Source organism: Phytopseudomonas straminea (assembly GCF_900112645.1).
GTDB classification, from domain to species: Bacteria; Pseudomonadota; Gammaproteobacteria; order Pseudomonadales; family Pseudomonadaceae; genus Aquipseudomonas; species Aquipseudomonas straminea.
In genome coordinates this window covers 137204-150864 of the sequence record NZ_FOMO01000004.1, presented here as the reverse complement: position 1 = coordinate 150864, position 13661 = coordinate 137204, and the positions used below count along the sequence as shown (strand labels likewise).

Below are 13661 nucleotides of genomic sequence, written 5' to 3'. Positions count from 1 at the left end.
GCCTTCAGTCGCGCCTTGGCAAATACAACTCGTTCATTGCTGCAGGACAGTGAGTTGACCTTATGCGTCTTTGATAAATTCCGGAAACGACTTGTTTTTGTAGCGCTTACCTGTTTTTTAAATAGATCAAGCTATTTCTGGCTCGCGAATTGACTGCAGCTTTCCCAGAATCGCTCAAGCCCAGACGAGATATACTTGTCCCGGTGGCGGATCAGAAAAAAACGTCGGGTCAGTGCAGGCAAGGCGTGCGGCAGTTCAACCAGGACTTGGGAGGCAAGTAGATCCCGAACTACCCAGCGGGACAGGCAACTGATGCCGATGCCTTGTGCGAGGGTATGCTTGATAGCCTCTGAACTGCCGATCTGGCGGGTTTCGGCGAGATCGTGCAGATGACGCAGCAGCAATTGTTCGACTTCTTCACGGGTACCAGAACCTGGCTCGCGCAGTAGCCATTCAGCAGTACGAAAGTCATTAAGTGTGACCTGCTGCTTTAGCGCCAATGGGTGCCGTTGGCCTGCGACAATAAGCAGTTCATCAACAAGCCAAGGCTCAGCACGGAGTTCGGGCAGGTGGCAAGGCCCCTCAATCAGGCCCATATCAATGTCGAAATCAGCGACTCTCCTTGCGATAGCCATGCTGTTGGCCATGTCGATATCGACCCTCAAATGTGATGCTGATTGACGTAGCTCACCGAGAATCAATGGCAGAATGTAATTGCCTATAGTGGTACTGCACCCTACCCGCAAGCGTGTCTTCATCCCAGCATGGCCTGGTAAGAAGCCGGCCTCTATCTGTTGTGCGTTCTCAAGCATCCTTCTGGCTTGAGGCAGTAAGGCGTGGCCGTTATCGTTCAGCACTAAACGCTTTCCTACTCGGTCAAACAGCCTCGTATCCAAGGCGTTTTCCAACTCGTTGAGTGCGGCGCTAGTTGCAGATTGGGATAGTGACACTGATACGGCTGCGTTGGTGGTGCTACCGTGTTGTGCAACGGCGCAGAAAATTTGTAGCTGACGCAGGCTTAGCTTCAAAAGATCTACCCTCAAAATCGGTAATGAATACCTATATTATCCGTTTTTACAGCTATTCCCATCACGCTAGGCTTCAGTAATGTCAGATTGAACGCATACTGAGACGGAGCGCGTAAATGAGTGATACACGACTCGCAGCTATTATGGGCGGCCGCCATCCACTGGCGGCTTTGTCCAATCCAAGAGAGGCGATCCGGCAGTTCACACCTAACTGGTTTGCCGCCACGATGGGCACCGGCATTCTGGCCTTGGCCCTAGGGCAGTTGCCGGGTCACAGTGCGCTGCTTGCAGGTGTTGGCGAGGCCCTTTGGCTGTTCAATATCCTGCTGTTTACCGTCTTTACCTTGATGTACGCCGCCCGCTGGGTGTTCTTCTTCGATGAGGCAAAACAGATCTTTGGGCATTCCACGGTTTCGATGTTTTTCGGCACGATACCGATGGGCCTGGCAACCATCATCAACGGGCTGGTTCAGTACGGTCTGCCAAACTGGGGAGAGGGTGTGATTGCCCTGGCCCATGTGCTCTGGTGGCTGGACGTCGCCATGGCACTGGCGTGCGGTGTACTTATCCCATTCATGATGTTCACCCGACAAGAACACAGCATCGATCAGATGACTGCTGTATGGCTGCTTCCTGTGGTAGCGGCGGAAGTAGCAGCGGCGAGCGGCGGTATCATCGCACCGCATCTGGCCGATACCAACGCTCAGTTCACGATGCTGATCACCAGTTACGTCTTGTGGGCCTACTCGGTTCCGGTGGCCTTGAGCATTTTGGTTATTCTGGTACTGCGCCTGGCGCTTCATAAGTTACCGCACGAGAGCATGGCGGCATCGTCTTGGTTATCGCTGGGGCCGATTGGTACCGGTGCGCTGGGCATGTTGGTCATTGGCAACGATGCACCGGCCATCTTTGCCGCCCATGGCATGCCAGGCATAGGTGCGGTAGCTGCTGGCATCGGGGTGGTATCGGGTGTTCTATTTTGGGGGCTTGGCTTGTGGTGGATGCTCTTGGCACTGCTCATTACCGCTCGCTATGCGAAAGGAGGCATCCCTTTCAATCTTGGCTGGTGGGGCTTCACTTTCCCGCTTGGCGTCTATGCGGTAACAACGCTCAAGCTCGGTGTGACGCTGAACTTGGTCTTTTTTGATGTGCTGGGCGTTATCTTGGTGATGATGTTGGCCATCATGTGGCTGGTGGTTGCAACCAAAACCGCCGTCGGTGCATACCGTGGCAATCTGTTTGTATCGCCCTGCATCGCGTCGCTGAACGCCAAGCGCGCCGGTGCCTAACGATCAGACACTTGCCATCAGCGCCGCTCGGGTCAGAGTAGCGACAATGTCTTTAGCGACATCGGGATGCTGACACACCGAAAGAGGGCTCGGGTGGGGCATGGCGAGCAGCCTGACCTCAGGGCGATGATGCTCGATTTCGGGTGCAGCTCTCTGCGCCACGCGCCCAGCCAAGACCACAGCGCGCAGGCACGGGAGCAGATCCATTACCTCTTTCAGCAGAGTGACGCCCTCTGTGATTTTCAAGCGGCTGATGGCTTGGGCAGGACTGCCCAGATCCGGCAGCCATGGATAAATATTCCACAAGATGGTCTGCTCACGCGCGAGACATGCCTGTTCAAGAAAGCGCTTCAGGTTGCGTTGGGAAGGCCCGGTGTTGTCTCGGGAAACGAAGCGTGGCCACGAGCAATCCCTGGCCGGAGACTCCAGCAATATCAGTACAGAGGCATCGACCCCACCATCCATCGGATCAAAGTACGGCAGTCGTCTAGTTCCCAGGCTCCGGGCATCTACCCAGTTGTTTAGAATATCAACAGGCTGGGAGTACAGATGATGTCTGCGGGTATCTTGGATATTCATCTAGTCTCTAGGCGTCGAGGGGAAACCGTGCTCGCGTCAAGGATTGCAAAGCACTATTTACGTGACAATTGCGCGAGTGATATGTTGCTTCCAAGGAGATGGCATTCCTCCTCACAACCGCCCCGTGCTGATGATGCCTACGTGAACCCTGGACAGGGTGCGTAGGTGTGCTCCCTGTCCGCTAATCTAGGACAGGATCTTGACTCAAAATTCCGTATTACCTCTCTATCGCAATCTGCGTTTATCAGCACCTCCTCGGCCCTACCTGCTCAGAGGAGATTTACAGTCATGCTGAAATCACTCTTTGTCATCGCCATCGGCGCATCACTTGGTGCGTGGTTGCGCTGGCTCCTGGGTATAAAGCTCAACGCGCTGTTCCCAACTATTCCCCCAGGCACTTTGGTGGCGAACATGGTCGGGGGGTACATCATCGGCCTAGCCATCGCGTTCTTGGCCGCATCTCCCTCCTTAAGCCCCGAATGGCGCCTGCTGATAATCACGGGCTTTTGCGGGGGACTTACCACCTTTTCCACCTTTTCAGCCGAAACAGTTGCCCTAATCCAAGAAGGAAGATTGCTGTGGGCGCTTGGCTCAATTTCATTGCACGTCGTAGGTTCGTTAGCGATGACCGCTGCCGGACTACTGTCTTACCAAATGATTGGTACTCGCTGAGGAGATCAAAATGAAAGGCTATATGGTCGTTTTCTTCACCCAACAAAACCGTCGTTACCAAGGAAAGATGCTTGGCGAATGGATCGTTGACGTAGCTAAGGAAATGGGGCTGCGCGGTGCCACGCTGTGCACTGGAATCGAAGGTTTTGGACACACTGGAAAACTTCACTCATCGCACTTTTTTGAGCTGGCTGATCAACCCACGGAGATTCGCCTGGCAATCACGGAGGAGGAGTCAGAGCGGTTATTCAACCGACTGGACTGCGAGGAAATATCGGTGTTTTTCACGAAGACGCCAATCGAGATGGGCACGCTTGGAAAAACGCCTCCCAGCGATACCCAGTCCAAAACTTCGGAGCTATGAACATGAGCTATACGGACAGATCTTCGTTGACCGCTTCCTCAGTACACTGATGTTCTACTCGGCCAACTACGGGTTCGTTCCAACTACGCTGAGGGATGACGGCTATCCTCTCGACGCTCTGGTGATTTGTCCTTACCCGTTATCACCATAGCCCCTACAAGCCTTGGATGTGATCAGTGGCTCACCCAATCGGAGGAGGCCAGTGAGGAATGGGTCGACTCCAGTACCGAGCCCCTGAGACCTTCGAACCTCAAAATAGTCTCCCTGCAACGGTGAAAACGACTTCTTTTTGTCTGCTCCTAACTACTACGAAGGGCCGCTTTTGGCCGAGGCTGTGTAAAAACGTTTTCGAGTGCGACAGGTGCGCAGAACCGGACTGAAAATCGCGCCTCTGGGCGAAATCCGTATCTGCTGACGAGTCGATAAATTTCAGTTTTCACGTAGACGTGCGTACTTTAGCGTTTTTACACACTCTGGGCCGATAACTGCCCATCATCACCGACGGCAATCGCCCAGAAGCGGCTCTCACTCCAAAAGAAGTGCAAGGAAATTTCGACGTTCGCTACCTATGGCTTGGTGGGGCAGGATCGTCGGCGCAGTGGATTACAACCACTGGATTAGCTAGGCAGAACCTGCGGCTCGGATGGCGCACAATCACTGGAATTGGTTGCCACCATCACTGGAATACACATCCATGCAGGAGAGGCAGTGAGCGACTACTTTAGCGACAAAGAGCATGGGCCTGTTGCCCGAACCGAGCAAGTTATGCGCAATGATGCGTCTGCTGCTTGGAGCGATTTCTTAGGAAGAGTCGATGAGATTTCCTAGAGAGCAAATTGGGTTCGCACAGGCCGCCCTGCTTCTACATGCTATCAAGAGTGACCCTGATCGTCTTGAGTTAGTGTTTGAGTTGCAGCGTCTGTTAATTCGCCGAATCTCGCGATGTGAAAGGCGAATTCGCCGGTTGAAGAGTGCAAGAGGTCGACTGAGTGCCTTGAAGTCTCGCTGTCGGTTGCCTAAGGAAAAGGCGAGAGCGGTCAAAGGGCTAATAAAAGGGATAGATGACCTAGTCCTTGATATACGCCACTTAATATTCCTCTGGAAGTGCTTTGGTGATGGTATCGCGTCAGTGTATCAGTCGAAGTACAGCTTGAAGCATCTACTTTACGATGCTGATTACAACATCAAGCAAGATGCCGGATTTCTATCTGATAAAATTGGCTTTCTGCAAGAGTATCGTGCTTGTCGTCTTGGGATTCGTATGGGTGTCCCAGTTATCATGTCAGACTTAACAAATATGATCCGTCATGGTGATGTTTGTGGCTTGGGAGGTGAAGATCCTCTACCAGTCGAAATGAAATCTTCAAAGAACCGTAATGCTCGCTCTGATCGCCAGATTGAGCAGTTGCAAGTGCTCGCAGATTTTTTTGCGAATGATGGGGCGGATAATTTTCGAGGGTTTATAAATACTCGGCGTATTGAAGTGCGTAACCCCGAAGTAACTTACGAGGCGGATGCAAATGAGGTTTTAAGGCGGGCAGTTGAGGAGGGATTTTCCTCAGTTTCTCCAGAAGAGGGGCTAAGGTATTTCGCAATTAGCAGTGAATGTTTTGCGGCTAAATCTGAGCTGATTGACGAAGAGCTGAAGCGTCATGTTTCTCCGACTACCTTGTGCGTTGCGTTGACGCCCACTATTAACTGGTTGCCAGCATATCCGTTCACGCTTTCTCTGAATGCGGGGAATTCAATTTTATTTATGCAGGAGGTCGTTCATGCGATTGTGATGATTGATCTTCTGGTTCTGAAGCGGCTTTTCATGGAGAATGGGATATCTGCCACTGTCCTTATGGATGGGGTGCATTCTATTCAGATTTGCGTGGCCCCAGATGACCTTATGAAGGGGGCAATGCGTTTGAGTGAGCAGTTGCTTCTAAGGGTTGCTTGTGAGTTTCAGTCGTTGCGATGGTTTGCGAAAGAGCATTCATCGATCTTCGATGCTATGGACGTTTCAAGAGAGCCTATAAGTATTGACTCTCCTGGAATTCTTTATGAGCCTTTACCAGGTTGGCAAGATGTAAAGGATTGCTTTGATGGCTTGGAGTAGGCAGTGCTCATAGAGATGTTATAGATTTCTAAAGGTGTAAAACTCAGGGCCAATTTCGTAGTAGAGTTGGTCGTCGGATATAGTGCCTATGTCGCCGACTCCATAAGAGTTAGGCATGTACCTGTTCCTGAACTCATCCCATTTGGCCCGATTTCTTTCGTTTAATGTGAAAGGGCGGATGTCGTAGTACATGGCTCCAAGTGAATTAAATCCTAGGTAGAAATTTTGATAATTCCCAGCATTGCCTAGGTATAGGTACTCGCCGTAACCATAGTGCTTGGACGTGAGGTAGCTGTAAAGATAGTTATGCTCAAAGCTTGCGTCCATTTGGTCGGATCTTGCAATTTCCGCAAATGTGTTCCCAAGGCATTTGTTGAGTGTGGGGATGCATGGCTTGAACGATTCTGATCGTGAGACAACAGAGTAAAATTGAACGCTACCTGATTTTGAAAAGATAAACTGTAGGTAGAACTTGTCAAATTTATAGTTTGTTTCAGTTAGGCTGTCGAGCTCGTGCTTAAGCTCCACGATAGGAGTTCCAAATAGTTTTTCGACATAGGGTTTTCCCATGCCAATAAAAATTGAATCTAGCTTGCTTTCCGGGTTGTCCTCTACCGGCAAAGTTGCAGGGGGAGGAGTAGGCGCGTCGATTACCACTTGAGTGGCTGTAGTGCTGGCGGGCTTCTGTTCGGCTACTTCCTTTCCCCATAAGCCGAGATAGTGCGCCGTAACTGATCCAATCACGGCAGCAAGCACGCCGGCGCCTGAAGTCAGCCAGGCAATTTTCATGTTCTCACTCATTCGCAGTTCCCAATTGGCTAGGTTCTTAGAGCTGAAGAAGGTTTCTGATTTGTCTGTTCGTGTCAAAAATTATACTTCTCTCTTCGGCGTCGAAAAGCCTCTTCAGTGCCTTCCATTATATCTAGAACGGCTTTGGTAACTGCCAATTGATCCAGTCCACCAGCCGCATGTTTGACCCCTCGTCCATCTTTAGCTGCAATAGCGTAAACCAAGTCGCTGTCGCCATTTACAGGAAGGTTTGCGTTGTGTGTGGCCACGATTAACTGGCGGCTCGATTTGACCCTGCGAATCATTGGAATCAATTCTTTGAACACAAAATTGGAGTCTAGCTCATCCTCCGGCTGGTCAATTATTAGCGGGCCACCATCTTGGGCAAGAAGCAAGGCTAATGCGGCTGTATTACGTTGGCCATCTGATAATGAGCCGTCAGAGATTTTTCCTGCAAGACTTCCATCTGGTCTAAATAATGCAATGTCAACCGCGTCTTGGACTCTCTGAATTGTCAGGTGATCCCAAGCTTTGGAGTTGTCTGCAATATAAGTACTAACATCGCTCCAGATGTCGCCTAGTGCTTGTAGATGGCCTTGTTCAAACCAGATGTTCGTAAATTTCCATATGGAAGCAGGTGGTTTTGAATTTTCTTCAAACAAACTAAATAGCGTTCCCCCAAGATCGTTCCAAGATCTTCCGAGTTTAGTTCTTCCATCCGTCGGGCCAAAGGATTCCCATAGGTCAAGAAAGTTTTTCTTGTCGCCTTGGTATTTAACCGAAACATCAATAAATTGTTTTGATGATTCTTCGTGTACTGCTAGGGTATTGGCTTTGGATGCGGCTGCTTGGCGTACTAAAACTTGTTGGTGCCATATTTGAGTAAGGTTTTCTTGTTGCTCATCTAGGCCTATTACATCAAGCTTTATGGATTCAATCTTACTAATTTGATCATCTATCTCGGATTGTTTTTGAGTGCGAAGGATCGCTAGATTTGAAAGCTGTGAAACATCTTCTGTGCTGATTCCTTTGGCCTGGCAGGCTTGAGAGAATTGCTCGTCGGCATTTGAAAGCTCTCGGGAGATAGCTGTCCAGGCAGAAGACTTTTCAAAGATGTCAGAGATTTTCTTCTGATATGATGCGGTTAGTAGTGCTATATCTGCTTCTAGTTCTTCGGTTGCTTGCCTAAATTTTGTGTCGAGTTCTGATATCCATTCGAAATGAGGTGATTCGCCTCTGCTGAACGGAATGAGTTTGTCCTTAAGTGCTTTTGCAGTAGCAGATATTTGATCAGATTGCTCTGTCGCTAGTGTGACGGCTGAGTCAATGTGTTGCTTTTCTGCTTTTAGGTTTTCGTGAGTTTTGGCTTCGTTCTGAACGTCATTGCGTGCCTGCCATTGGCGGTCAAGATCACTTTTCTCTTGCTTCAATGAGCGTAGGGTCGCTTCAAGTTCTATTAGTTGGTGCTTGCGTTCTAACTTGCCAGTTATTTCTTGGTGGAGTTGCAGTTCTTTATTGTCTAGTTCTTTTAGTTCGTTGGCCTTGAAGCCATTTACTAATTCGAGTAGTTTTGCGGTATGTAAAATTCCTTCATCAGGATCCACTTGGGTAATTTTATTTAGTTGTTGCTGGCTGAAAAATTGTGCGGGTAGTTGCTTGAAGAAGGTTTTGGGGTCTTCAAGTTCAACGCCGTCTAGATGCGGAGATTTGCCGTTCCATATTAGTCTGTGTTGGACTCCATTCCAGCTTTGAAAGTCTACCGTTAATGAAACGCCGTCGCCTGCAGCAGTGTCTTTGATACGCTGCATGCGGGCTGCTGTGTCGCGGTCAAGATCGTCCCATTTCCCTAACATTAATCTAAGGTATTCTAGGACGGTAGATTTTCCGCTGCCTCTTCCGCCGATAATGCTACTCATATTAGGTGAGAAGTGGATTAGCTGATCGGCTAAGAACGTCACCCCCTTTATATCTACCGATTTAATATGTGGGTGATTGTTCAGTGATTCTGGGTGAGGGTCGTTTTTTACATCGACGGGTAATCGTATCCTGGATTTTGGATCTAGAAATGCTTGGCGAAGTGACTCAATTGAAGGCGCTGACATCTTCATCCAAGTGTAGCGATAACCTATGCTATTGGGCATAGGGCGGTCGTCCTCATCTTTGGCTAGTAGCATTTTGTTGTCGGACGACATTATCGTCGCTATTGGTCTCGCGCGACGCCATTCTTTTGCGCAATCTTTGTTTGATTCAAATAGGCGTTGAAAACCTAAGCTCATCTTCTCTACTGGTTTAGGTACTTCAACTGCTAATAGATCAGGATTTATAAATTCTTCCCGTTGGATCCATTCGCTAATTCGATCGTTATCGAAAAGGCTATCTGTAAATATATGGGGCACGATAACGATGCCGCGCCAAGATCCATCCGGATTTGGCTTTTGAACAATTTTCAGAATATCGGTGAGCTGTAATCTCGACTTTGCTAGCACTCCTTCGGACACCCTAGGTCGAGCAACGCCGCACTCAGTTAGAATGTGGTCCATGTCTTCAAGGTCGGTTCCGGGTTCGAAAAGGCAAAGGACGTGCATTCCTTTCCCAACGTCTGCCTCAAATTCGAAACCTGGGAAAATGGTTATCTCCCGATTGAACTCTTTGGATAGTGTCGAGAAGGCTTCGTACAGATAAGGCATGAAGTCTTTGTTTAGAAAATTGTGCTCGGTTATACCTACAGCATTTAATCCGGCCTCATAGCAGGCTCGGGCATAAGCTTCCGCAGCTTTACCCTCGGAACCCGCTATAAGAGCATCACCTTGCCAGTGCTGACGATCAGCAGGGGTCTGCATCTGAAAGTCGCATTTGAACCAGCGCATCCCTTCGTAGGTACTAGCCATGCGTTCAATTATCCTTAACTTCGTATTGATTTGACTGAATTCAGCTTGTGGTGCAATGACTCTTATTGCCCCGCCAGGGCCGCTTGGATTCACACTTGGCAAGCACGTGAAGTAGAGTCACTCAACGTGCCTGATATGGTCAACTTGTTAGCCCAAGTGTCTCGGTGCCCTTAAGCCAGCTTTTTGGCGAGATCCTCTGCCCTTGGATGGTAGTAACGCATAAGCATCCGAGTATCCTGGTGGCCGGTGATTTTGGTCAGCTCATGCAGTGGGAAGATCTCAGCCAAGCGTGATGTGGCCTCATGACGAAGGTCGTGGAATCTCAGGTCGACTAGAAATGGATCCCTGGCAATTTGCTCAGCAATCTGGTCTTGCTCTAGCCCTTCGGATTTGAGGTGCAGCTCCATCCCCCCCTCGTAAGCGTTACGAGCATCATCCAGAGCATCCATAAACGCCTTGGTGATGGTGTCCGGCTGACTTTTGAATACTCGGCCGTCCTCCAGCTTCGGTTGGTGTTCAATGATCGCTGCCGCTCGGCTCGATAGTGGCACTCCGCGTGATGAGCCATTCTTTGTGATGGGCAGGTGGGCGGTCCGCTTTGTCAAATCGACATTGGCCCGAAGCAGGTTAGATATCTCGCTGCGGCGCATGCCTGTCTCAACGGCGAATCGAACGATCTGAGGAAGCTCTGTTGAGCGTGAGTGCCGGCAGATCATTTCCAGCTCGTCTAAGCGCTCGCAAACCAGTTCATCGTTCTGAAGCGTCCATACATCTGCACTCAGGATTCGTCTGTCTCGGGCGTCATCAACGCTCGGTTGACGGATCAGCTCAACGGGGTTGCTCAGCGATTCCATGCGCCATTCTTTGCGAGCGATCGTAAAGACATGGGAAATCAGTGCGAGCTCACGGCGAACCGTGGCTGGTGCTAGGCCTTCAGCGAGGCGCTCGTCTCGATAACCAGCCATGTCTGCTCCTCGGATGCTTGCGATTGATCTGAGGGCTAGCGGGTGACGTAGCAAGACCTTAATGCGAGACAGCTCGGAGTCGCTGCTGCGCTTTTTTGAAGTCACCTGTTCGGCGTACATCTCCAGGGCGTTGGCGAATGAGGTCGACTCGGCTTCGTTGCGGCTGACGAACAGGCCGGCATCCATTTCGCGCTCGATCATGGTTGCCCACGTTTTCGCTTCGGCCTGGGTGTTGAACGTCTTGGTCTGCAGGGGCCATCCTTTACGTCTGACCTGCACTTGCCACTGGGATGGGCCACGTTTGCGAAGGGTCGCCATTTCTAATCTCAGTGTGACAAAATTGTGCCAAATATCATAAAGGAATACCCATGGAATCCGCAAAGACCGCGCTAATTCGTGAAACCTTCCCTGTCGGGCCTTTGCAGTGCAACTGCACCATTATTGGCGATCCAGTCAGCGGCAAGGCCATCGTGGTTGACCCGGGTGGCAATCCCGATCTGATCATGGCGCGGCTGGAGGCCCACGGCCTCAAGGTGGTGAGCATCATCCATACCCACGCACATCTTGATCATTTCCTGGCCTCGGGGCAGATGAAAGAAAAGACCGGCGCCACCCTGCACCTGCACAAGGATGACCAGTTCCTTTGGGACAACCTGGAGATGCAGTGCCAGATGTTCGGTGTTCCCTACACGCCCGTACCCGCGCCCGATCAATGGCTGGCCGATGACGAGGCACTGGCCTGCGGCTGCGGTGTGGCCCTGCATACGCCGGGGCACACGCCGGGCTCCATGAGCTTCTGGTTCCCCGAAGCCAAACTGTTGATTGCCGGCGACACGCTGTTTCGCCGCGGCATAGGCCGTACCGATCTGTGGGGTGGTGACTATGCGACCATCGAGCGCTCCATCAAGCAACGTCTGTATCGCCTGGATGAGGACGCCACCGTGGTAACCGGCCATGGCGCGGACACGCGATTGGGTGACGAGATGCGCGAAAATCCATTTGTACGGGCTTGAAAAACAAGCGGTTACAGATTTTCTACGTGGTGATTGTTAGCCTTGGTCGGGAACTTGGCGGCGTTCGTTGGCTCGAAGCCGCGAATAAAACTGCCCCATTCCGTAACACGACTCTAAGGATTACCCATGTTCAAGTGCCGCTCCCTGATTGCCGCAACGGCCGTTCTCGTTGTTCTGTCCGGCTGTACGGTCAACCCCTATACGGGTGAAAGCCAGGCGGGCAAAGCCGGTATCTACGGTGGTGTGGGCGCGCTGGCCGGTGCGGCCGTCGGCGCCGCCACTTCGAGCAAGAAGGACCGTAAGAAAGGCGCCCTGATCGGTGCCGCCGTGGGTGGTGCCGCAGGCGGTGGTTACGGCTACTACGTCGATACCCAGGAAGCCAAGCTGCGCCAGCAGCTGCAGGGTACCGGCGTGCAGGTGCAGCGTAACGGCAATGACCTGACTCTGATCATGCCTGGCAATATCACCTTCGCTAGCAATTCGGCGGACATTTCCAGCAGCTTCTACCCGACGTTGAATTCCCTGGTGCTGACCTTCAAGGAGTTCAACAAGAACGGTGTGAACATCGTCGGCCATACCGACAGCACCGGCTCGGCGGAACTGAACCAGAACCTCTCCACCCGCCGTGCCCAGAGCGTGGCGTCCTACCTGGCGGCCAACGGCGTGGCGTCCTCGCGCATCTCGGCCTACGGCGCCGGGCCGAACCAGCCTATTGCCAGCAACGCCAATGAAGCTGGACGCGCACAGAACCGCCGCGTGGAAATCAACCTGCGGCCGCTGTAGATCAACTGCCCATTAGAACCCCCCGCTATGGGCGGGGAGTTCTAATGCCTGTCTCATTTCTGTCGCCTGCCTGGTGCGTGCTGGCTAGGCTGTGAGGCTCGACAGATTGCACCGCTCGGTGCAAGTCAGTCGAACTGACCTTGGAACGAGAGCTGTCGCGCTTAGCTTCAGTATCGGTATCGCCCGTGCGGCGGCGCAGCTGAAGGCCTGCTAAACGGGGCCGGTACGCTTTCAAGAAAGGGCGGACTGACTTTAGGAATGCTGCTGGCGAAGGTCATCCAGCAGGGCGTCTTTGGTTTCCCATAGCGCATTGACCCACTGCTGGAAATCCTTGCGATAGGTTTCGTCCTGATCGTAGGTGCGGCCAATGAAGCGGGCGGGGATTTCCAGCTGCTCGACGACCACAACCACCTGGTCCAACTGGCCGCTGAGCAGGGTCCAGAAACCGGGGCTGCCCTGTGGATAATGCAGGGTGACGTTGATCATGCCGTGCAGCTGCTCGCCCATGGCGTCGAGCACGAAGGCCAGGCCGCCGGCCTTGGGCTTGAGCAGATAGCGGTAGGGGGATTGCTGTTCCTGATGTTTGGCCGGGGTGAAGCGGGTGCCTTCGACGAAGTTGAAGATGCCCACCGGGTTGTGACGAAACTTGGCGCAGGTGCGGCGCGTGGTCTGCAGATCCTTGCCTTTCTTCTCCGGGTGTTTGGCCAGGTACTCCTTCGAATAACGCTTCATGAAAGGAAACCCCAGCGCCCACCAGCACAGGCCGATCACCGGCACCCAGATCAGCTCCTGCTTGAGAAAGAACTTCAGCGGACGGATACGTCGGTTGAGCAGGTACTGCAGCACCAGGATGTCCACCCAGCTCTGGTGGTTACTGGTCACCAGGTACGAATGCTCGTAATCGAAATTCTGGTTGCCCTCGATATGCCAGCGGGTCTTGCCCAGCAAGTTCATCCACGCCTGGTTGCAGCCGATCCAGCCTTCCTGAATGAAGATCATCAGCCGGTCACAGGCGCGCCGCACCAGCGGCAGGGGCAGCAGGATACGCAGCAGGGTTACGGCGAACAGCGGCCAGCACCAGAACAGCGTGTTCAGCGCCAGGGAAAGGCTGCCCAAGAGACCAAGCAAGGGGGCAGGGAGAAAGTGCAGCATGGGCGTGCGAACCTCAGGCAGGTTGGCGCCCGCAA

Annotated in this window: 12 protein-coding genes, 1 pseudogene and 1 riboswitch; of the genes and pseudogenes, 7 read left to right on the top strand and 6 right to left on the bottom strand. The window is 52.1% G+C overall.

Annotation, left to right across the window (positions count from 1 at the left end):
- Positions 1-131: 131 nt before the first annotated feature.
- The gene (locus tag BM279_RS11215; protein ID WP_042920223.1) at positions 132-1028 is read right to left on the bottom strand and encodes a LysR family transcriptional regulator; all 897 of its coding nucleotides are present in this window, start codon (positions 1026-1028) and stop codon (positions 132-134) included.
- Positions 1029-1144: 116 nt separating this feature from the next.
- Between BM279_RS11215 and BM279_RS11210 the strand changes: the two genes are divergently transcribed.
- Positions 1145-2317 carry a TDT family transporter gene (locus tag BM279_RS11210; protein ID WP_042920225.1) on the top strand — a complete coding sequence of 391 codons (1173 nt, stop codon included), beginning with the start codon at positions 1145-1147 and terminating at the stop codon, positions 2315-2317.
- Between the two features lie 3 nt (positions 2318-2320).
- On the opposite strand, the gene BM279_RS11205 is transcribed toward BM279_RS11210, so the two are convergent.
- A complete protein-coding gene (locus BM279_RS11205) occupies positions 2321-2896 on the bottom strand; it encodes a uracil-DNA glycosylase (RefSeq protein WP_093503737.1) in 576 nt (191 codons plus the stop codon).
- A gap of 85 nt (positions 2897-2981) precedes the next feature.
- Positions 2982-3043, top strand: a riboswitch (Fluoride riboswitch).
- 141 nt (positions 3044-3184) lie between these two features.
- Here BM279_RS11205 and crcB point away from each other — a divergent pair.
- From crcB to BM279_RS23145, 4 genes and pseudogenes are all read left to right on the top strand, one after another.
- On the top strand, positions 3185-3568 hold the full coding sequence (gene crcB, locus BM279_RS11200) for a fluoride efflux transporter CrcB (protein ID WP_042920229.1): 384 nt from the start codon (positions 3185-3187) through the stop codon (positions 3566-3568).
- A 10-nt stretch (positions 3569-3578) separates the two neighbouring features.
- Positions 3579-3932 carry a DUF190 domain-containing protein gene (locus tag BM279_RS11195; RefSeq protein ID WP_042920230.1) on the top strand — a complete coding sequence of 118 codons (354 nt, stop codon included), beginning with the start codon at positions 3579-3581 and terminating at the stop codon, positions 3930-3932.
- A pseudogene (locus tag BM279_RS23370) lies at positions 3883-4080 on the top strand (inorganic diphosphatase); the annotation flags it as partial. The gene BM279_RS11195 and the pseudogene BM279_RS23370, both read left to right, overlap by 50 nt.
- Positions 4081-5082: 1002 nt before the next feature.
- Positions 5083-6036 carry a hypothetical protein gene (locus BM279_RS23145; protein ID WP_143103585.1) on the top strand — a complete coding sequence of 318 codons (954 nt, stop codon included), beginning with the start codon at positions 5083-5085 and terminating at the stop codon, positions 6034-6036.
- Positions 6037-6054: 18 nt separating this feature from the next.
- Here the strand turns inward: BM279_RS23145 and BM279_RS11180 are convergent, their stop codons facing one another.
- From BM279_RS11180 to BM279_RS11170, 3 genes are all read right to left on the bottom strand, one after another.
- A complete protein-coding gene (locus tag BM279_RS11180) occupies positions 6055-6837 on the bottom strand; it encodes an ETEC_3214 domain-containing protein (RefSeq protein WP_143103584.1) in 783 nt (260 codons plus the stop codon).
- Positions 6838-6899: 62 nt separating this feature from the next.
- The gene (locus tag BM279_RS11175) at positions 6900-9713 is read right to left on the bottom strand and encodes a TrlF family AAA-like ATPase (RefSeq protein ID WP_093503731.1); all 2814 of its coding nucleotides are present in this window, start codon (positions 9711-9713) and stop codon (positions 6900-6902) included.
- Between the two features lie 170 nt (positions 9714-9883).
- The gene (locus tag BM279_RS11170; protein ID WP_093503729.1) at positions 9884-10996 is read right to left on the bottom strand and encodes a tyrosine-type recombinase/integrase; all 1113 of its coding nucleotides are present in this window, start codon (positions 10994-10996) and stop codon (positions 9884-9886) included.
- 50 nt (positions 10997-11046) lie between these two features.
- On the opposite strand from BM279_RS11170, the gene BM279_RS11165 reads away from it, so the two are divergent.
- Both BM279_RS11165 and BM279_RS11160 read left to right on the top strand, forming a co-directional pair.
- A complete protein-coding gene (locus BM279_RS11165; protein ID WP_093503727.1) occupies positions 11047-11691 on the top strand; it encodes an MBL fold metallo-hydrolase in 645 nt (214 codons plus the stop codon).
- 126 nt (positions 11692-11817) lie between these two features.
- Positions 11818-12474 carry a YiaD family glycine zipper/OmpA-like lipoprotein gene (locus tag BM279_RS11160; RefSeq protein ID WP_093503725.1) on the top strand — a complete coding sequence of 219 codons (657 nt, stop codon included), beginning with the start codon at positions 11818-11820 and terminating at the stop codon, positions 12472-12474.
- 252 nt (positions 12475-12726) lie between these two features.
- Here BM279_RS11160 and BM279_RS11155 read toward each other — a convergent pair whose 3' ends face one another.
- Positions 12727-13626 carry an acyltransferase gene (locus BM279_RS11155; protein ID WP_093503723.1) on the bottom strand — a complete coding sequence of 300 codons (900 nt, stop codon included), beginning with the start codon at positions 13624-13626 and terminating at the stop codon, positions 12727-12729.
- Positions 13627-13661 lie beyond the last annotated feature (35 nt).

Coding starts and splice junctions, on each gene's coding strand:
- BM279_RS11175 (WP_093503731.1), bottom strand. CDS start 9,713: ATGGCTAGTACCTACGAAGGGATGCGCTGGTTCAAATGCGACTTTCAG.
- BM279_RS11160 (WP_093503725.1), top strand. CDS start 11,818: ATGTTCAAGTGCCGCTCCCTGATTGCCGCAACGGCCGTTCTCGTTGTT.
- BM279_RS11205 (WP_093503737.1), bottom strand. CDS start 2,896: ATGAATATCCAAGATACCCGCAGACATCATCTGTACTCCCAGCCTGTT.
- crcB (WP_042920229.1), top strand. CDS start 3,185: ATGCTGAAATCACTCTTTGTCATCGCCATCGGCGCATCACTTGGTGCG.
- BM279_RS11165 (WP_093503727.1), top strand. CDS start 11,047: ATGGAATCCGCAAAGACCGCGCTAATTCGTGAAACCTTCCCTGTCGGG.
- BM279_RS11195 (WP_042920230.1), top strand. CDS start 3,579: ATGAAAGGCTATATGGTCGTTTTCTTCACCCAACAAAACCGTCGTTAC.
- BM279_RS11170 (WP_093503729.1), bottom strand. CDS start 10,996: ATGGCGACCCTTCGCAAACGTGGCCCATCCCAGTGGCAAGTGCAGGTC.
- BM279_RS11180 (WP_143103584.1), bottom strand. CDS start 6,837: ATGAGTGAGAACATGAAAATTGCCTGGCTGACTTCAGGCGCCGGCGTG.
- BM279_RS11155 (WP_093503723.1), bottom strand. CDS start 13,626: ATGCTGCACTTTCTCCCTGCCCCCTTGCTTGGTCTCTTGGGCAGCCTT.
- BM279_RS11210 (WP_042920225.1), top strand. CDS start 1,145: ATGAGTGATACACGACTCGCAGCTATTATGGGCGGCCGCCATCCACTG.